This window comes from Mycoplasma leachii PG50 (genome assembly GCF_000183365.1).
Classification (GTDB): domain Bacteria; phylum Bacillota_I; class Bacilli_A; order Mycoplasmatales; family Mycoplasmataceae; genus Mycoplasma; species Mycoplasma leachii.
Map to the genome: position 1 here is coordinate 336636 of NC_014751.1, position 21251 is coordinate 357886.

Consider the following 21251-nt stretch of genomic DNA (forward strand, 5'->3'; position numbering starts at 1 on the left):
TACAGTTATGAAATATATATTAATTAGATATGGTGAATTAACTTTAAAAGGAAATAATCGGTTCCAATTTATAGATAAGTTAATTTCAAATATTAAATTCAAATTAAAACAATTTAACAAAGAAGATATTAAGTTTATAAAAGATCATAATTCTTTAACTTTAGAAATTAAAGATGAACTAGAAATTGATGTTTTAAAACAACTAAAAACCATATTTGGTATTTATTCAATTTCAATTATTAATTATGTTAATAAAGATTTAGATCAAATTAAAAAAGCAGTTTTAGAAATTGCTAAAAATTCAAAAGTTAAAACTTTTAAACTAGAAGTAAGTAGAAAAGATAAATCATTTAGTTATACAAGTATAGAATTAAAACACATTTTAGCAAGTGAAATTTTAAAAAATACTAATCATTTAATAGTTGATGTACATAACCCAGAATTAGTAATTGAAATAGTTGTTAAAAAAGATCATGTTGATGTTTTTGATAATAGGATTGATGGATTAAAAGGTTTACCAGTTGGAATTAGTGATAAAGGATTGTGTTTATTAAGTGGAGGAATTGATTCACCAGTTAGTGCTTTTTTAACTTTAAAAAGAGGTATGCAAGTAGATTTTATTCATTTTATGACTCCGCCTCATACTTCACATCAAGCTTTAGATAAAGTTTTTAGTTTAGCAAGACAATTAGCAAAATATAATATATCTAATTTTAAGTTACATATTTGTAATTTTAATTTGTTATTACAAGAATTACAGCACTTAATTGAACCTAGTTATAAAATTACAATTATGAGAAGAATGTTTTTAAGAATTGCAAATATCATTGCTAAAAATAATAATAATAAAGCAATTATTACTGGTGAAAGTCTAGGACAAGTTGCTAGTCAAACAATTCAAAGTATTAATGTAATTAATAATGTAAGTGATTTACCTATTTTAAGGCCTGTAATTACTTATGATAAAGAAGAAATTATTAAAATTGCTAAATTTATAGATACTTATCAAACTTCTATTTTACCTTTTGATGATGTATGTAGTATGTTTGTACCAAAAGATCCAATTATTAAACCAAAATTAAATATTGCAATTAAATTAGAAGAAAATATTTTTTGAAATGAACTACTAGAAGAAACTATAAAAAATAATATTAAAACATTTGTTTATAAAAATGGAGAATTTGTAGAAGAATAAAATCTTTTTGTACAAGTGTTTTTTTAGTTTAAATTTTATTTACAAAAAATTATTTAAAAAAATAGTATTTTTGTTAATTAAGTTACTAATTATACTAATATATTAGTAGGCAAAAAAGGGAGAAGAAGATTATGAAATTAGTTACAAAACTAAGCGCTATAAGTTTAGGTGCTTTTAGTATATTTGCACCAATAGCAGTCATTAACAATTTAACTACTGAAAATAATCTTTTAATAACCAAAAGGTTTTTAAGTAGTTCTAATTCAGGCTTTGAATTAAAAGCTTATGATTATGTAAATTTAATAGATAATAAATATCTAAATACAAAAATTAATTTACACAATCATAATGGTGTTGCTTATATTGGGGTTAAAGAATTCTTAAAAGCTTTAGATGGACTAATTAGTTTTTCTAAAATAAGAGTAAGGCCAACACATAATAGTACTTTTTTTAAAGAAAAAGAAATTACTTATAAATTTAATAAAGATAAAGTAACTTTAAACTCAGTTACTAAATATTCAAATAATTCTCAAAACAATACAGATTATCAATTAGAAATTGATAGCAAAAATAATACAATTACAGTATCTGATAATAATTTTTTCACTGATATTTTTGCTTTTTATAGACGTGGAGAAGAAGATTTAAATATTGATTTTTTAGATACTAAAATTTTAAATAAAAATAAACATATTGTATTTGATTTAAAAAAATATGGAATTGATGTTTTAAATGATAAAAAAGATTTATATTTACCATTAGTTTTAATTAATCAATTATTTTTAAATCAATCTAATGTTCAATTGTATTTTAATGGAGAAAGAATAAATCTATTTGCATATAGTAAGACATTAAGAAGAGTTGATTTTTTAAAACAATTAAAAAAATCATATTTTAATAATGTAAATACTATATCACCTGGTTTAAAAGACTTTCAACATAAATATTTAGGATTTTTATTTGATCATTATTATGGAATTAAATTAGATAAAAATGCTTCATATAAAGATTTGTTTAAAAAGTATGAAAAATACATTAAAGCAGACAATACAACTCACTATTTAACAAGTAGATATTTAATTGAACAATTAGATGATTTACATTCATCTTATTTATTAACTGGATATTATAATAAAAATTTAGATGTTATTAATAGAGCTGTTTTAAATACTTCTACACCTAGATCTGATAAGTATAAAGATATTGCAAGAAGATTAAGTGTTTATTATAACAAAGATCTAAACTACAAAAATGTTTATACTCCAGATAAAAAAACAAGTATTATTTCATTTAAAAACTTTGAAATAGATTCAGCTAAAAAAATTGAACAAAGTTTAATTGAAGCTAAGAAAAATAATGTAAAAAATATTGTTTTAGATGTTAGTTTTAATAGTGGTGGTCTTTTAGGAACTGCTTATGAAATTATGGGATTTTTAACTGATAAACCATTTAAATCTTATTCATATAATCCATTAACTAAAGAACAAAAAGTTGAAACTATTAAATCAGGATTTAAAAAGTATGATTTTAATTATTATGTTTTAACTTCCCCATTTTCATTTTCAGCAGGAAACATTTTTCCTCAATTAGTAAAAGATAATAATCTGGCTAAAGTAATTGGATTTAAAACTGCAGGTGGAGCTTCAGCTATTAGTCAAGCAATTTTACCAACTGGTGATATTGTTCAGTTAAGTAGTAATTATGTTTTAACTAATAAAAATCATCAAAGTTTAGAATATGGAGTTAACCCAGATATTAAATTTAATTTTAACCCATTTAATGAAACTAGAAAATTGTTTGATCGAAGTTTTATTCAAGATGTTGTTAATAAAGATACTAGTAAATTAAAAAACCCAAATTTTAGTCAAACTAGTTTTGTTGAACCTAATTTAGTTCATGAACTATTAAAAACCCAACTAACTTAGAATTAAGTAAAGATCAAAAAGAAAAAAAATGAAATTAAAACCCATAATAGTTTATTTTCAAGTTTAAAAAGTGAATTACGCACAAAAGAAGCACTTTTTGTCTTAGGAGTAATTGGTTTATTAGCATCAATTACAACTACATTTATTATTGTTAAAAAAATTAAAAAATAACTAAACTTATAAACAAACCTCAGTTTGAAAAAACTGAGGTTTTTTATTTTTTTTAATAAAAATAGTTAACTTTTTAAATTTTTTTCTAATACTATAATGAATAAAAAGTTTAAAGGAGATTAATTATGAAAAAAGCTTTAAAGTTATTACCATTATATAGGTTAGAAAAAATAAATAACCTAAAACAAATTAGCAAAAAACTAGATTTTAGAAAAGTTCTAAAAATAATATCTACAACTGGGTTAGTATTATTTTCAACAACTATTCTAGCTGTTTTAAATTTTAACAATTTTAGATTTTCAAAAAAAGTTAGTTTAGAAGAACAATTAGAGCAATACAAAGTTGAATTAAATAATAAATATGGTTCTTTACAATCTATTTATAATAAACAAATAAGTGAAATTAAAGAATTTAAACAAAATAAAAATTTATTAAAAACTATTAGCTTAAAAGAACTAGAAGCTAAACTTAATAACTTAGAAAATCAAAAACAAAAAGCAATACTAGATATTAATCAAAATAATCAAAAATTAATAGCAAATCAGAAAAAACTAGATTTTTTAACTAATTTAAAAAATGATTATTCTAAAAAACTAGTAGAATTAGAAACAAATAAAAATAATAACTTAAAAGAATTTGAACAAATTAATTTAGAAATTAATAAATTACAAACAGAAATTAATACTTTAAACAATCAAATATTAAATAATACTCAAATTAAAGCAAATTTAATTAACAAAAATAACAATTTAAAAGTTTTAATTACTAATTTTGAAAAAGAAATTAAGAATAATAATAATCAAATTGTAAGTACAAAACAATTAATAAATGTTTTAGAATCTCAAAATTCTAGTTTATTAAATGAAATTAAACAATTAAAAAATCAATTTGATCAGATTAAAAATTCAAATAATTTAAAATCTAAAGAAATTAGTCATTTAGAAAAACAAATTCAAAATAATAATAAAAAATTAGAACAACTAAATAATAAAGCACTAGAAATAACTAATACATTAATTAAACTAGGAAATGATAATCAAAATAATAATGATTTAATTGATAAATTAACAAAAGTATTACAAAATAATCAAAACTCTATAAAAGAAATAAGTAATAATAACTCTATACTTATAAATAATTTAAATGAATTAACTCAAAAAAATCAGCAAATTCTAACTGAAATTAGTAAATTATCTAATTTAATTAAATTTAAAGAATCTGAATTAAATACAAAAACTAAAGAATTAGAAGCTAGAAGATCTAATTTACAAATTTTAATTAGCACTAATTCAAATAATGATAATAAATTAAAATTATTAATTAATACAAATTCAGAAAGACAAAATCAAATCAATAGTTTAGTTTCTCAAAATAAATCTCTTGATAATTTAATAGATTCAGCCAAACAAAAAAGAGAGCAATTAACGCAAAAATTAAGAGAACTAGCTAGTGAAGAAAGTGATTTATCTAAAAAAATAGAAGAACTAACTTTAGAAAAACAAAGTTTAGAAGTTCAAATCAATAATTTAAATGAAAAAATTAAAGCAATTAGAACTGAAAATGAGCAAATTACTAATCAAGTTAATAATTATGAATTAGAAATTCAAAATCTAACTGAAAGTTTTAAAGAAAGTAAAATTAAATTTAAGGATCTAGAAACTCAAATTATTAAAATTGAAGAAAACATTAGTCAAGCTGATGAACAAATAAGACAATTAGAAGAAAAAAAAAGAACCGTTAAAAAAACAACAAGACACTTTGAGATGGTGAGTAAATATTTTAACTAAATATCAGTAGGTAAGTATTATGAAAAAACTTTTATACGTTTTATCAACATTAACTATTAGTATGCTATCAGCTACAACTTTAATTGCTTGTAGTAAAAAAAATCTGAATCAACCAAAACAACTATCTAAATTAGAACAACTACAAAATGAAATTTCTAGTTTAGAAACAAATGTTAATAAATATAATGAACAAATTAATAAGACTGAATTAGAAAAACAACAATTACTTGAAGAAATTAATAAAATACAAAAAGAAATCAATAGTTTAAAAGAACAAGAAACAAGTAAAATAGAAGAATTAAATTTATTAACTAATAAAAAGAACACTATAAATAAACAAATTGAAAATTTAAATTCACAAATTAACTCTATTGATCAAATTTCTAAAAAAGACCAAGAAAAAATTAGTTTATTAACTAAACAAATCAAAGAAGTTAAACAAAATTTATCTGATGCGACTACTCAAAAAAACATAAATATCAAAGAAATTAAAAGTTTAGAATTACAAGTTAAAGAATTAAAAGAAAAAACACATCAAGTAGAAAAAGAAATTTTAGAAAGTAAATCTAAAAAAGAAGAGTTAATAAAACTTAAAGAAATATCAAAATTAGAATTTAAAAAAACTAAAGATACTTTAGATGAATTAAAAAATGAAAAAGCAAATTTAGATATTCAAAAGACAAATTTAGAAAAACAAATCCAAACAGAAATTTCTAAAGAAAGTAAAAATGATCAATCACTTTCTATATTAAAATCACAATGAGAAACATTACTATTAAACATTAAAAAAATAGAAGAAGAAAATAATAAGAATGAAAAAGAAATTAATAAACTAAAACAAACTAATCAAATTGATAATACGAAATTAAAAGAATTAGAAAAAATAAAAGTACAAAATGAATTAAGACTAACTGATTTAAATAACAAAAAAGATGAATTAGAAAAACAAATAACTGATAAACAAAAAGAATTTATTTCTAAAAGTAAGGAGGCCAAAATTGCTCAAGATAAATTAAATGAAATTAATTCTAAAATTCAAAAAATTGATAATAGTACAAATGATATTAATTTAAAATATGAAAAAGAATTTAAAAAAAGTAAAGAATTAGAAGAACAAATTAAAAAAGTTGAACAAGGTATTGAACTTCAAGAAAAAGATTTAAAAAAATTAATATTTGATAAAGAGCAAAAAGAAAAACAAGCAAATGGTTTAAAAGTTGAAAATGATAATGCACAAATCCAAATTGATGAATGAATTAAAGCAAATACAAGTTTAAAAAATAAATTAGATGAAATTATACGAAAAAATAAATTGTTAAATGAGCAAAAAGAAAAATTAGATTCTGATATTAATACTTATTTTCAAAAGAAAAAAGACTTAGAAGATAAAAGATATTTATTAATTAATCAAGTTTCTGAACTTAAAGAAAAAATTAGAGAAGAAAGCAAAAAAATCAAAGAAAAAGAAAAGCAATTAGAAGAGTTATCTAATAAATATTTAGAAAAACAAAATCAAATAAGAGATTTAAAAGAAGAAAATCAGAGATTAGAATCAAGTATTAATGAATTAAATTCTAGATATGAGTATTTAAAGAAAAAAACAGTTAAAGCAGAGTATGATGGAAATAAATGTATAAAAATTGGCTTTTTTTATAATGATAAAGAAAAATATCAAATTGAACCATTTAAAAAATCAACAAATGAAGTTCCAGATCACATACCAGCTTTTTTAAAAAATTTATCTTATGCTTTTAAAAATAATCAAAATCAGACTATAAAAAATCTTGAAAAATGAAATCTTGATTTTGTTGAAAATATAGAAGGAATTTTTTTAGAATCTTATATAAACATGAATTTGAATAATTGAAAAACATCTAATGTAAAAAATATGAAAAAGGCTTTTTATGGATCATCGTTTTGCTGTGGTGATATTTCTAAATGAGACACTTCTGAAGTAATTGATATGAGTGAGATGTTTAGTAATATTAGACATACAATTAAACTTGATCTGTCAACAAAACGAACTAGCAAAACAGGACATCATGATTTTGATAGAAGGCAAAATTCATATCAAATCAAATGAACAGCTTGAGATGTTTCAAAAGTTAAAACAATGAAAAATATGTTTGCTGGTTCTTGATTTAGTGGTTCATTAGATACATGAAACGTTGTAGGAATAATTGACGAGTATAATTTTTGACCACACTATATTAACTTAAGTTGATTTGCAAAATGAAGGTGACCAAAAAACACTAAAGGTCGTGATCCTTACTTTTGAGAAAATATTTCACCTATAATTTTATAAAATAATAACCTTATTAAATAAATTCACCTTTTATTTAACTAAAGTTTTAGTAAAGTAGTTTAAAATTAATATCATATAAGACTTCTAATTTTTTTAATGTCTTATTTTCTATTTTATTAATAAAAAAATATTTAAAATTTAAAGAAAGAAAGGTGAATTAATATTATAGTATTTTCTCAGTCAGTATCATTTGGACAACAGGCTGTTGCCTTTTTAAAAGGGACATCACTATTAATGTTAGTGTTGGTATTTTTTACAATTTTTTCTTACTATGTTCCTAAAGGTAAAAGAGCAATGTCGGGACTTTCTGGAGCTGTTTGTGCTACTTTTTTAATAGAAGTTTTCAACTTTTGAGTTTTAGGAAGAATTCCAGTAATTGGTGATTTTACTAAAGTTATAGGTAGTGTTGCAGGAACTTTAGCAGCTCCAGCTTGCACAATACTTGTAATTATTTTAATGGGTGGAAATCCATTATTTGCGATTTTATGTGGTACAGCTGTATTTGCAGTAGGTTTATCAGTTGATGTAGATGGTATATCTAAATCTATTGCTAGAACTTTAGTAAATACAAGTACTACAAAAGGACAACAATTATTATCTGATGATAATTCAATAAGAGCTATTGCTGAATGAATTAAAGGAAATAACCTAGGATCTGAATTATCAAAAACTTTTGAAAGTGTTAAGCCTAATTTATTAATAACTGATCAAAAAGATGTTTTAAAAACTATATTTAGTAAAGAATATATGCCAACTTTTGCAATGAATTTAAGAACAACAGTTGGTGCATTTAACATTTTAGCCGGATTAGTTGCTGGTTATACAATGTATTGAGCATTAGTATTATTACAAAAATATGCTCCAGATGGTTTAGATTTAATAATTGCTTTATTAATAATTGCTCCACTAACTGCTTTAACAGCAAAATTTGGAGCTAATGTAGTTGCTCCACTTTTAAAAGGAATAGGATCATCTATTGAGGTTGCTATAAACTTATCACCAATACCAATGGCAATAGTTGTTGGAGGATTTTTAACAGTAGTTGGAACTTCACCACTATCATCAATGGCATTAGCCGTTGGTTTAGGATTACAAGGTTCAGCAATGGCAGTAGGTAGTGTTTCTGCTATGGGTTCATCATTTATGAATGGTGTATTATTTGCAAGAATGAAATATGGTGAAAAGAAACAAACTATTGCTTGTTCAATAGAACCATTATCTCAAGCTGACATTATTTCAATGAATCCAGTGTCTGTTTATATAACTAATTTTATTGGTGCTGCTGCTACTGGTATATTAGTAATTGTTTATGGTCAAAATATTTTAAATATAGAACAAACAGTATTTATGATTAATTCAAATAGTTATGAAATTGTTCATGGATTTACTCAACAAGGAGTTGGTTTAGCTACTCCATTTGGTCCAGTTGCTATGTTTGGTCAAGGTGGTGGTCAAACTGCTGAAGTATTAACTAAAACTTCAAATCAATATGCAACTTGACAATTAAATATGCATTTAGCTATTTTATTAGTACTAACTGCTATATTAAATGTTGGAGCTGGTTTACTAGGTGGATATATGTTTAGATACAGTAGAAGAACTACTTATTTTGAAATATATAATTTACCTTTACCATTAAAACATCAATATTTACTAGAAGAAATTGAATTATTTCAAAGTAATAAACGTCGCTTTGCATGACAATGACAAACTATCATTTTCTTTAATAAAATTAAAGAAACTATTAAAGTTAAATCAATTATTTATATAAAGGCATTCGTTGATTGTTTTAATAAATTTTTAGTAGAAAAAGAACAATTAATAAAAACTAAAAAAGAAGAATTATTACATACAAGTTCTTCAAAAAAAGAGTTCAAGGATAATTTTAAAAAAGAAAAAAAACAAATTATTATTAATTTAAAAAATAAATGAATAAATAACTATAAAAATGAAATTCAAAAAGCTAAACAACATTATAAAGAATTATTAAAACATTATGTTAGCCAATTACAATTATTAAAGAAATTAGTTAATGAAAATAAAAAAATGAAGCAATCAGTTTCTGCACAAGACAAAGCTAAATATAAATCACTTAAAGCTGAATTTAAAAATACTCAAAAGCAAAAACATATGTTAGCAAAATCTGAATTAAAAGGTTCTGTTGGAAAAGATAGATTAACTAAATTGCATAATAAAAAAATGCAATTTTTACAAGATAAGATTAGTTTTTATGAACAAGCTTCAAAATTCTACCCACAGAAAAAATTCGCTATTAAAACTTCATTAGAATCACATTAATTAGTTATTAAATAAAAAAATCAAGCACTATAATTTTGCTTGATTTTTTTTATCTTCTTTTTTTTCTTTTTGTTCTTGATCTATTATTTGTTTTATTAGTTTTTGTCTTTTTTCTCAAGTTCTATTTGATAAATGATATGAGTAAAATTCTATTGCATCAGTTATTAATATAAATGCAAAAGGAATTAAACCACATCCTAAACTTGAAAATAGAATTCACATATTTTTAGAGCTTCAATTAGTATATTGTTTTGTATCATTAATGCTTGCTAAACCAAATACTTTTGAATTAAACACTGGTATTGAAAATACTATTATTGAAATTAATAAGGCAATAACACAAGCATAAATTAAAGGTTTTGAAATAGTTCAATCAATTTTTTTAGTTTCTTTTCAATTTGTAAGTTTTATTAGGTGAGTAAATAGAATTGGTGAAATGATACTTGTAATAAACATACTAGTTCTTCCAAATACTATAAAATCGTGCATGTCATCTAAATTGGTTAATAAAAGATTACTATTTTGTTGAATAAACAAGAATCAATTATTAGCTTTAGTATAATTTTTTAAACTATTATAATGATCAAGATCTGTCACTGACATCCCAATTATAAACGAGATTATTTGTGCAGTTGATAAAGATAAACCTACTTTAAATAATGGTCAGATTATTTCATTAAGTATGCTCTTATTTCTTAGTTGAGGTTTATTTTTTAAAAGAGTTCTATCAATTGGACTCATTCCAATTCCAAATGCTAAACAAGAGTCAACTACAATATTAACAAATAAAATATTTGTAGCGTTTAAAGGTGAAATTTTTAATAGTAATGAAATAATAACAATACTTATTACATTTGCAAAGTTAAAGCCTAATAGTAAAACAATTGCACGTCTAATTTTTTGATAAACATTGCGTCCCTCTAAGACCCCAGTCATCATAGTATTTAAATCATCATTAGTCAATATTACATCTGCTGCTTGTTTTGCAACATCAGTTCCGCTAACACCCATAGAAACTCCAATATCAGCTATTGCTAAACTTGGAGCATCATTAACTCCATCACCTGTCATTGAAACAATATATCCTTTTTTTTGTAAAGCTTGAACGATCCTTACTTTGTGTTCAGGGTTTACTCTTGCAAAAATCTTAATATTATCAATTGCACTTTCTAGTTCTTGATCAGTATACTGTTCTAATTTTTCTGAAGACATTACTTCATATTGAGTATAAGCTAAGTCTAAATCTTTTGCTATTGCCAAAGCTGTAGTGGCATGATCTCCAGTGATCATAATTGTTTTAATACCGGCAGCTTTTGCTTGTTGAACTGCTATTAAAGCTTCTTTTCTAATGGGATCAATCATTCCAACAGCACCAATAAAAATTAAATCTTCTTCAGTTTGTAGTTCATCACTTAAAATTTGTTTAAATCCAAATCCTAATACCCTTAAAGCATCATCGCTTAAAGATGTTGATAATTTTTTAATTTCTTTTTTATAAGTATTAGTTAATTTAACAATTTTATTATTAATAAAAATTTTTGAACATTTTTTTAGTATTTGGTCTAAAGCACCTTTTGTAAAAATAAATCTCTTATTATCTTCTAAAATATTAACAGTTGACATCAGTTTTCTTTCACTATCAAAAGGTATTTCAAAGACTCTTGGATATTTTTTTCTAAATTCTTGTTCATCAATTTTTAAATGCTCAGCAAAATCAACTAATGCAAGTTCTGTAGGATCTCCAATTCTTTCATCTTTTTCAGTAATTGAATCATTTGGTAAAACTAAAGATTTTAAAAATAAAGTTTTAGCTAATTCATTTTTAGTTTTGTTTATAAATTGATCAGATAAAATAATTTCATTGTTTCAAATTAGCTTTTTAATCGCCATTTTATTTTGAGTTAATGTTCCTGTTTTGTCAGTGCAAATTACATTTACTGATCCTAAAGTTTCAATGCTTTCTAGCTTTTTAACAATAACATTATTTTTCGCCATTCTTTTTGTAGCAAAAGATAAGGCAATAGATACAATAGCAGAAAGTGATTCAGGAATAACACCTATTGCTAATGTTATTGAAATCATTAAATAAGTTGCCCAATTGCTTTTATTTGAGCTAATTATAAAACTAATAAATACAAAAAAGCTTATTATAATAGCTAGAATAGAAATTAAATAACTAAATCTATTCATTTTCTTTTCTAATGGTGTTACTTGCTCTTCATTTTCAGAAATTGTTTTAGAAATTTTTCCAATTTCAGTATCAATTCCAGTTTTAATAACAACTCCAATTGCTCTACCTGAAGTTATAAAAGTAGACATAAAACAAATATTTTTTTTATCAGCTAGAATATTAGTTTGTTTAATTGGCTTTATATTTTTTGCAACTGGTAATGATTCACCTGTTAAAATTGATTCTTCAACCATACAATCATTGGATTCTAATAAGCGTAAATCTGCAGGAACATATTTTCCAGCCTCTAATATTACAATATCACCAATTACTAATTCAGAAGCATCAATTTCTTTAACAGTTGAATCTCTTAAAACAATAGCTGAAGGCTTAGACAATGATTTTAAAGCATCAACTGATTTTCTTGCTTTAATTTGTTGAATTGTTTCTAAAGTTGCATCTAAAATAATTACGCCCATAATTACTATAAAGTCAATAAAATCATCAAATTTGACTTCAAAATGTTTTGATGAAATTAATGGGGCTATTACTGAAATAATAGCTGCAATGAATAAAACTATTTGTATTGGTTGAATTAAAGATTTTAAAAATATTAAAATAGCAGGTGTTTGTTTATTTTTTGCTAATTCATTTTTACCATTTGTTATTAATAATTCACTAGCTTTTTGATTTGTTAAACCAGTTTTAATATTTGTATTTAATATTTTTTGAACTTCATCAATCGTTTTTTGCTCTAAATTATCCATATATAAAACTATTTACTCCCTAAAAGTTTATTTATTAATTCATAACACTTTATAATATTAGTCTTATTTAAATTAGAAATCTTTATAAAGTCATCTTCTTGATAAAAATTTATTGTTTCTTTAATCATTTTTTCATTTTTAATATATTCATTTCTTTTTAACTTATCTAATTTAGTACCAATTATAACAACTGGAATATTATAATGTTTTAAAAATTGATACATCATTACATCATCATTACTAGGTTTGTGTCTTAGATCTAATAATAAAAAAACACCTTTTAAATTTTTACGATTAATAAAGTATTCTTCCATCATTTTTGCAAATTGAATTTTTAAATTATCATCAACTTTTGCATAACCATAACCTGGAGCATCAACTAAACGATACTCCCCTTTATTAATTTCAAAAAAGTTTAATAATCTAGTTTTTCCAGGAGTATTTGAGATTTTTGCTAGTTTATTATTATTTGTTAGTGAATTTATAAAACTAGATTTTCCAACATTACTTCTTCCAATTAAGCAAATTTCACTAACATCATCATTAATTCAATTGTTTTTGTTAGCTGCCGAAGTTATAAAACTAGCTTGTTTTATCATTGTTTATCCTTTCTGATTAATTCTTTAAAGTGTGTTTCAAATCATTGATCTAAATTATTTGTGTTATAAAATCAAAATCTACTTTTTGTATGAAATGCATTTATATAAATAACTTTTATAAATCGTTTTGAAATTTCAATTTTAAAAACAGATCTTAAATCAATTAATCTATTAACTACAACTAAATATTTTTCAGTTTTAACAAATATTAAATTAGATATTAAATAAACTAAAATCATAAACATAATAAATTCACAAATGATTGAACCTATTATTATTCACTCATATAAAAAACTTTTGTTTAATAAATTTTTAAATTTTAAAATTGTAAAAATCAATAAAACACAAAATGAAATAACGCAACTAAAAATGTTTATTGATTTAATATTTGAATATCTATTCTCATTAAAATTGAATTTTAGGTTTTGATCTTTTACTTGGTTATAAATCTTTTTTACTTTGTATAACCAATAAAAATTTATTAAAAATAATATTAAAGTTAATATAAAAACTGTAAAACTTAAAAAAATACTTGCAGTATAATCAATTTTCATTTTAAAACTCCTTTTTTAGTTTTTTAATAGATAAAACTAGTAAAAAAACATCACCTAAAATTGTTAGATTTTGATCATCTATTTGCAATGCACAACCTTTTTGTAAAAGATTTTTATCTTTAATTACACAAATACTACAACTTTTAATTTCACTAATTTTATATTTATAAAATTGGTTATTATCATCAATTACTAAATGTAAATTAGTTAGATATAACTTAGTTTTTTTAAAATCATAGCTTGTAGTTTGATACAAGCTTAAACTCTTTTTTAATATTAAATAATCATCATCAAAATAATCTTTATAATTTTTAGTTTTTTTATTAATTCCAGATATTAAAAGTTCTTTTTGAAATAATCCAATTTCATTTTTTGGTAATTGATATTCAAATTCAATTTGATTCAGTGTTGAGTTTTTATTATCAAACTTATATTTATTTCACTCTTTTAGATAGTTTTTATTAAAAACAATAAAATCCTTATTTTTAATTTGATAAAAATAAGTTAATATAAAAGTTATTAATAAAAAAATAAAATAAAAAACTGTAAAAATTATTATTCCAATTATCTTACTAGACATTTTTATTCTTCTTCATTATCAAATAAACTAGATTCATAAAAAGTAAGAAAATCCATTAAAGATTGAGCATTATTTAAAACTTCTAATTTTAATAAATCTTGTTTGTTATTAAATTTTAAATTATTATTTAGCATATTAAATAATAGTTCATTTGCACAATTAAAATCTTCAAACTCGGTTTCTTTAATTAAAAGTTGATAGATTTTTTTAAATTCAACTTTTTTTTCAAATATCTCGATAAACACTCTTTGGTTTTGTTTATATAATTCTGAGTTATTTTTTAAAATTTCTTGTTTTAAATTATTAAGAAACTCTTCTTTTTTATCTTCTGATAAATTATCAGGTGAATTAGCTTCTAATTTTTCTAATTGTTCTATTAAAAAACTATTAGACTTTAAATAAACAGCAAGACTTTTTGCTAAAAAATAACTATTTAATAAATTGAATTTTGTTGAGTCTTTTATTTTTAAAATTTGTTCTAAGATTTGATCTTCAGCTTGAATTAAATTATTAGTTAAGGTATCTCATGTTTCATATTCTTGAACATCTTCAAAATCATTTATTAATTTGTTTATTAAATTAGTTTGTAAATTTTCTTGTTCTAGTTCTTCTTGAATAAAATCTAAATTAGTTAAAATATAAGCTAAACCCGATTCAAAAAAATCAGTGTCAAAAATCTCTTTTTTATTCATAAAAACTCCTTTAAACTACCTTAATTATACATTACTAGTAATATTTTATTTTAATATATAATATAGAAAAGAGCATTAGAAATGATAGAAATTTATAAACTAAGAGAACTTAAAACTAAAGATCTTAATTCATATACTCATATTAATCCTTGATGAAATAAAAAAGCTAATAAACTTATTTTTAAAATCAAAAATTTTATTACTCATTTTAATTTAAACCCAAATGATTACATTGATTTTGATAATATCGAACAAGTAAATTTAGATAAGTTTTTTAGAACAATTAATAATTATTTACATTTTTTTAATCCAAAATTAAATCATATAATTACAAATAAAAAGCTATTGGTTAAATTTCAAAAACAAATTAAAAATTATATGAAATTGATTGGTATGTGCTTTGCAATCTTAATTATGATTGATTTTTATAACCAATTAAATGAAAAAGAAATTCTAAATAAAAAAGAATCAGTTTTAAAAATTTCTAATAAAACTTTAAATGATAAATTTGAAAGATTTAATACTGAAGTTTTAAAACTAATTCCAAGTGAATATAAAAATAATTTAAAAGATTTGTATAATGAAAAAAAAATAAATAATCAATCATTTAATTCTAGTGAATTTATTAGATGAACTAGTAAATATGCAACTAGATTATTTAAAACTAAAAAAATAAAAGAAATTGATTATCTAAAAGTAGTTTATTATTGTATATTAGAAAATGAATTTAATAGATCGGTTAATTTATTGATTAGAGAATTTATTAATAAATTGTAATTAAACTTCTGATTCATTAGTATGAGAAATCATTAATTCAGGTATCATAACATCTTGTGGTAATGAATAAATATAATAAATAGTTTGAGCAATTTGTTCTGGTTTTAATCCACCATTAATTTCATCAATTGACTTTTGATAATCATTATGAATTTGTTGATTTTTTGTACTATCTAATAAATTAGTATTTACAATAGCAGGTTCAATTAATGTAAATCTAATATTAGTATTGCTTAATTCTTTTCTTAATTGTTCAGTAATTGCATTAACTGCATATTTAGATCCACAATAAACTGAATGATCAGTATATGTGTATCTGCTAGCAACACTAGAAATATTAACTATTGTTCCATGATTTTGTTTTAACATACTTGGTAAAACTGCATCCATTCCATTAATTACACCTTTAACATTAACATCTATCATTTTATATTTATCTTCAATGCTTTGATCTTTATATTTTTCTAAAATCATTATTCCAGCATTATTGATCATCAAATCAACAGAACCATAAATTTTTTCAGCTTGCTTAATAGCAGAATTTAATTCATCAAAATTTGTAACATCAACTCTAGCAGTTATTGTATTTTTCAAATTTAAATCGTCTAGAATTTCTTTTCTTCTTGCAACAATTAATAAAGGATGGCCTTGATTTGAAAAATATTTTGCACAAGCTAATCCAATTCCTGAACTAGCTCCAGTAATTACAACTAATGGTTTCATTTTTACTCCCTTTTATTTATTATTTATAAAAAAAGCTATTGAAAGTAACAATAGCATTGATTATTTAATACTTTTTATTGTAATTTTATATGGTTTTAAAATATCTTTAATTTCAACAGTATCACCAATTTTTTTACCTAAAATAGCTTTAGCAATTGGCGATTCATTAGAAATTAAACGAGAAAAAGGATCGGCTTCAATGGCTCCAACAATTTTTATTTCTTTTGTCTTATGATCTAGACTTGAAAGAAATTCTACAGTTGATCCTATTTTAACTTCACCAGTTGAATGAGTTTTAGAATCATCAATAACTTTAGCTCTATTGATTAAAGTTTCAACTTCTTTAATTCTTGCTTCAACTTCAGCTTGTCTATTTCTTGCAGCATCATAATCAGCATTTTCAGATAAATCACCTTGATTACGTGCTTCAACTAGTTCTTCAATAACTTTAGGTCTAGTAACTTCTAAAAGATTTTTAAGTTCTGCTTTTAATTCTTCTAATCCTTCTTGAGTTAAAATAATTTCTTTTGACATGTCCTTCTCCTTATAACCAGTTAATTATATAATAAAGACTAATAAATATCTATTACTATATCAAATCTAAAATTAAAATATATTTAGAAATCTATTTTTTAAAATTACTAATAATTAAATTAGTAATTTTTTTATTATTAATAATTTTATTTAGTTCATCAAAATCAGCATTTTTAATATTCTCAATTGTTTTAAAATGCTTGTATAATTTTAAATTAGTTTTTTTACCAACACCTTTTATTAAAAGGATTTGATCATTTAACTGATTGTGGTATTTTTTTCTAAATCCAGATTTTGCATATTCATCAACTCTAATTTGTAAACTAGTTAAAAAATTATACAATTTTTTGAAGTTTTTAATATCAATAGTTTGTTCAAAAATATCAATTAAGTATCTAGTTTTATGATTATTATCTTTACTTAAACCAATTACATTAATTTTTAAATTTAATTTATTTAAGACTTCTTTAGCTGCATGAATTTGAATAATCCCCCCATCAACAATAATAAGATCTGGTAGTTGTTCTTTTTCTTTTTTTCTTTTTAAAAACCTTTTTTCTAACATAAACTTCATTCTTGCATAATCTGAAGTGTATTGAGAATCAATATTATATTTTCTAAATTCATTTCTAACTGGTTTTGCATTAATATAAACTATGCAAGCTCCAGTTATAAACTGATTATAAATATTTGAAATATCAAAAATTTCAATACGTTTTGGATATTTGTTAATATTTGATACTTGTTGAAGTTGATCTAAAATTTCAAGCTCATCTCCACTATTAACATTATTTGAAATAATAGATTTATTTAAACTATCAATAGCATTTTGTTTTGCTAATTTTATAAACACATCATCTTGATTATTAAAACTATAAGAACTAAACTCTAACAAATTTTCATCTAAATCTAACAAGTCAATTTCATTTGGTATTAATAACACATCAGGATAAAGATTTTTTTGATAAATTTGCTGTAAATAACTATTTAATAATTCATCTAGATCTTGACCTTCATAATTTTGAATATATTCATCTTTATAAGTTAATTGACCCAATCTATAAAATAACATTACAAAACAAATTTTTTCTTCACTAATTTCATAATTAATTACATCAATATTTTTATTTGTAACAATATCAACATTTTGTTTTGTAGTAATAAAATCTAAACTAGTAATTTGGTCTTTAATTCTTTTTGCTTGTTCAAATTGTAAATTATCACTAGCTTTTTGCATTTGTTTTACTAAAGTTTGCTTTACTTGATTAATTTCACCTTTAAAAAATTTATCAACTTGTTTTATTTGATATTCATAATAACTAGGATCAACTGTTTTAAAACAAGCCCCAGAGCATTGATTTAAATGATAATACAAACAAGGTTTTTTCAAATCACCTTTACACATTTTTAAAGGAAACAAACGTTGTATGGTTAATAAAATAGATCTAGCATTACTTCCAATTGGTAAAGGTCCATAATTTCTTAGAGCTTTTTTTTCATACTTTCTAACATATTTATACATTGGATCTTTTTGATTAGTAATCGCAATGTATGGATAAGTTTTATCATCATTTAATAAAACATTATACTTAGGACGATATTTTTTAATTAAGTTTTTTTCTAAAAGTAATGATTCTTTTTCATTATCAACAATAAAATATTTTAAGTCAGTAATTTCTCTAATTAGTCTTGTTGTTTTTATATTATAAGCTTTATTAAAATAAGTACTAACTCTTTTTTTTAAATTTTTAGCTTTTCCTACATAAATAACTTCATTATCTTTATTTAAAAATAAATAACAACCAGGTTTATTTGTTAGTAAGCCAACTTGTTTTTTTAAATTCATACTATTACCTACTTTTGTTCAAATAGCTCATTAAAAAATTCATCATCACTTATTTTTTTAGATGGTTTATTTCTTTTAAAAGGACTAATTTGACTATCTGTTAAAATACCTTCTTTATGATGATTTTTAAACTGACTAGTAGGATTTTTTGTAGAATCATTGATTATTTCTTGCTCTTTTTTAAAATCAGTTTTTTCTAGTTTTAAAAATAACATTTTATCGACAAAATTAGTATCTAATAGTATATTTTCTAAGTTTGTTAGTAAATTTTTTTCTTTGTTTTTATAAACTGGTAGTTCTAAATTATCATCTAATTTGTTTTCAAAAATTTTTAAATCTTTAACATCATAATATTTAGTTATTTTAGGTGTAGCTATTTGATTATTTAAAGCGTTATTGTTTTTCAAAGATATTTTTTTGGTCTTATTTTTTAATAAGTAAAATGGATCGTCAGTCACTAATCATACAAGCGAAATTATTAATAAAACAATTAAGGTTAAATAACTAGCAGGCAAAGTAATATATCAAAAGATTCCGCAAATAAAAAATGAAATAAACCCACCAAATAAAAATAGATTAAAATAAGTATCTTTATTTAAAAAATAGTTTATTCAGTTTTTAAAATCTATTGTAAAAACTGAATTTGTATACCAATGATAATTATAAAATTTAATTATTTGAACTAAAATATCATTTTGTCATAAAGCATAAATTTTGTAATTATTAGAAATAGTTTGCTCGTTAATAAATTGTCAAATTATAAAATTTAAAGTTAAAAAACTAGCTAAAACTATTATAAAAAAACTAATTATTATAAATGTTTTTAATTTAATTGCTACTATTAGTTTTTTAAATAAACAAAAGTCAAAAACAAATAATAAGAAATAAATTAAATATTTAAATCATCCAAATAAAAAAGAAAAGAAAATATCATCAAAAAATTGTCCGACTAGTGTTAGTCTAAACATACTAATAATTAAAAATATAAAAATAATTATGGCAATTAAATTATTTTTAAAATTACTAATTTTAGAAATAAAAAACACTTTAGATTCAAAATTTTGATTTTTTCTTATCTTTTTCATAAAAAATTCCTATATATTTTCTAATATGATTATAAAAATACTAAACAATTACTTAAGATTTTTATTTAATTTTTGTTTTAAATGCTTTATTTGTATTAATTAAAATAAATTCTTTATCAAGCTCTTTTTGTAGTTTTTTGCCTTCACTAGTTGATAATCTTTGTTTTAGTTTTTTATTATAATATGCAAAGTATCAAATTATTGCAAATGCTAGTGAAACGATAATGAATAATAGTTCAACAACAGCCCCTATTAAATCCTTTAATTTTATGTTTATATCATTTTTAACATATTTAGCAATTATATTAAATAATTCATAATAATGATAAAAAAATAACACAATTAATAAAATTAATACTAAACTAAAACTAATTCATTCTCAAATATGTAACTTAATGTATTTTTGAATAGCAACTTTTAATAATGCTAAAACACTTATAATGTATAAAGAAATTATAATAGCACTTGATGCTTCTGTTAATTGAGCTACATTAAAAATTAATTCAGTTTTGGGTTTTTGAAAACCATAAATAATATCTGGAATAATTAATCATAAAAATGTTATTAAAAGTATTACATAAGTATTTAATAAAGAAGCTTTAACAGGAATATTGTCTTTATTTAATTTATTATATTTTTCAGAAATATATCCTTCAACAGCCATAGGCTGAAGCATTGTTCCACCATATAAAGCATTTTGTACAGAAGTATTTGCTCTTAAAGCAATTTGTGAAATAAACATTATAATAATACCTAAAACAGATAACCATTTTATTTGTATTATTGGTTGCATATTTCACAATCCAGTTGTCATATTTTGACTAAACCCTTGTTTTGGGTTTACTGCTGCAAAAAAGATCATCATAATCACTATGTAAAATATTGATGAAATAAACATAATAATCATAATTCCTTTTGATAAGTTCTTTTCTGGATTTTTAATATTTTTACCAGCTGTTGCAAATGATTCAAATCCAGAAAAAAAGAAAAAACAAGAAACAAATGCCTTAGAAAAAGCACTAAAACTTAATGTTTTAATTGATTGATTAAAATCATTATTTCACATTTGATAATTAGTTGAACCATTCATAAAAGCCATAACAATACCAGCTAAAATTAAAACAAGTGAAGTGGCTCATTTAATAGCTGATGAATAATTTGCTATTCTTTTAAATCATTTCATTCCACCAAATATTACTAGTGCAAATGCAAAATAAACTATAATGCCTAGAATATCTAAAAC

Annotated in this window: 15 protein-coding genes and 1 pseudogene; 6 read left to right on the forward strand and 10 right to left on the reverse strand. The window is 21.9% G+C overall.

The window, feature by feature from the left end:
* Positions 1 to 7: 7 nt before the first annotated feature.
* From thiI to MSB_RS01425, 5 genes and pseudogenes are all read left to right on the forward strand, one after another.
* A complete protein-coding gene (gene thiI / locus MSB_RS01405) occupies positions 8 to 1195 on the forward strand; it encodes a tRNA uracil 4-sulfurtransferase ThiI (protein ID WP_013447599.1) in 1188 nt (395 codons plus the stop codon).
* A 131-nt stretch (positions 1196 to 1326) separates the two neighbouring features.
* Positions 1327 to 3291, forward strand: a pseudogene (locus tag MSB_RS01410) (S41 family peptidase).
* A 125-nt stretch (positions 3292 to 3416) separates the two neighbouring features.
* Positions 3417 to 5078 (forward strand): membrane protein, encoded by a 1662-nt coding sequence (locus MSB_RS01415; protein ID WP_013447601.1) that lies wholly within the window; start codon positions 3417 to 3419, stop codon positions 5076 to 5078.
* 19 nt (positions 5079 to 5097) lie between these two features.
* The gene (locus MSB_RS01420) at positions 5098 to 7383 is read left to right on the forward strand and encodes a BspA family leucine-rich repeat surface protein (protein ID WP_013447602.1); all 2286 of its coding nucleotides are present in this window, start codon (positions 5098 to 5100) and stop codon (positions 7381 to 7383) included.
* A gap of 234 nt (positions 7384 to 7617) precedes the next feature.
* Positions 7618 to 9681, forward strand: coding sequence for a PTS sugar transporter subunit IIC (locus MSB_RS01425; protein ID WP_013447603.1), 2064 nt, complete (start codon positions 7618 to 7620; stop codon positions 9679 to 9681).
* A 27-nt stretch (positions 9682 to 9708) separates the two neighbouring features.
* On the opposite strand, the gene MSB_RS01430 is transcribed toward MSB_RS01425, so the two are convergent.
* The 5 genes from MSB_RS01430 to MSB_RS01450 are packed head-to-tail and all read right to left on the reverse strand — an operon-like array spanning position 9709 to position 15043.
* A complete protein-coding gene (locus tag MSB_RS01430) occupies positions 9709 to 12618 on the reverse strand; it encodes a cation-translocating P-type ATPase (RefSeq protein WP_013447604.1) in 2910 nt (969 codons plus the stop codon).
* An 8-nt stretch (positions 12619 to 12626) separates the two neighbouring features.
* Positions 12627 to 13217: a ribosome biogenesis GTP-binding protein YihA/YsxC gene (gene yihA / locus MSB_RS01435; protein ID WP_013447605.1), complete on the reverse strand. Its 591-nt coding sequence runs from the start codon at positions 13215 to 13217 to the stop codon at positions 12627 to 12629.
* Positions 13211 to 13771 (reverse strand): hypothetical protein, encoded by a 561-nt coding sequence (locus MSB_RS01440; protein ID WP_013447606.1) that lies wholly within the window; start codon positions 13769 to 13771, stop codon positions 13211 to 13213. Before MSB_RS01440 ends, yihA begins: the two co-directional genes overlap by 7 nt.
* A gap of 1 nt (position 13772) precedes the next feature.
* Positions 13773 to 14351 (reverse strand): hypothetical protein, encoded by a 579-nt coding sequence (locus tag MSB_RS01445; protein ID WP_013447607.1) that lies wholly within the window; start codon positions 14349 to 14351, stop codon positions 13773 to 13775.
* 2 nt (positions 14352 to 14353) lie between these two features.
* Complete coding sequence (locus tag MSB_RS01450) at positions 14354 to 15043, reverse strand: hypothetical protein (RefSeq protein WP_013447608.1); 690 nt, start codon at positions 15041 to 15043, stop codon at positions 14354 to 14356.
* Between the two features lie 81 nt (positions 15044 to 15124).
* Here MSB_RS01450 and MSB_RS01455 point away from each other — a divergent pair, with 81 nt between their 5' ends.
* Positions 15125 to 15820, forward strand: coding sequence for a hypothetical protein (locus MSB_RS01455; protein WP_013447609.1), 696 nt, complete (start codon positions 15125 to 15127; stop codon positions 15818 to 15820).
* Here the strand turns inward: MSB_RS01455 and MSB_RS01460 are convergent, their stop codons facing one another.
* From MSB_RS01460 to MSB_RS01480, 5 genes are all read right to left on the reverse strand, one after another.
* On the reverse strand, positions 15821 to 16543 hold the full coding sequence (locus MSB_RS01460) for an SDR family oxidoreductase (RefSeq protein WP_013447610.1): 723 nt from the start codon (positions 16541 to 16543) through the stop codon (positions 15821 to 15823). It abuts the gene before it with no gap.
* 60 nt (positions 16544 to 16603) lie between these two features.
* Positions 16604 to 17077, reverse strand: a complete 474-nt coding sequence (greA, locus tag MSB_RS01465) for a transcription elongation factor GreA (RefSeq protein WP_013447611.1) — start codon at positions 17075 to 17077, stop codon at positions 16604 to 16606.
* 91 nt (positions 17078 to 17168) lie between these two features.
* The gene (gene uvrC, locus MSB_RS01470) at positions 17169 to 18923 is read right to left on the reverse strand and encodes an excinuclease ABC subunit UvrC (protein ID WP_013447612.1); all 1755 of its coding nucleotides are present in this window, start codon (positions 18921 to 18923) and stop codon (positions 17169 to 17171) included.
* 8 nt (positions 18924 to 18931) lie between these two features.
* The gene (locus tag MSB_RS01475; RefSeq protein WP_013447613.1) at positions 18932 to 20008 is read right to left on the reverse strand and encodes a hypothetical protein; all 1077 of its coding nucleotides are present in this window, start codon (positions 20006 to 20008) and stop codon (positions 18932 to 18934) included.
* Positions 20009 to 20069: 61 nt separating this feature from the next.
* Positions 20070 to 21191, reverse strand: a complete 1122-nt coding sequence (locus MSB_RS01480) for an amino acid permease (RefSeq protein ID WP_013447614.1) — start codon at positions 21189 to 21191, stop codon at positions 20070 to 20072.
* Positions 21192 to 21251 lie beyond the last annotated feature (60 nt).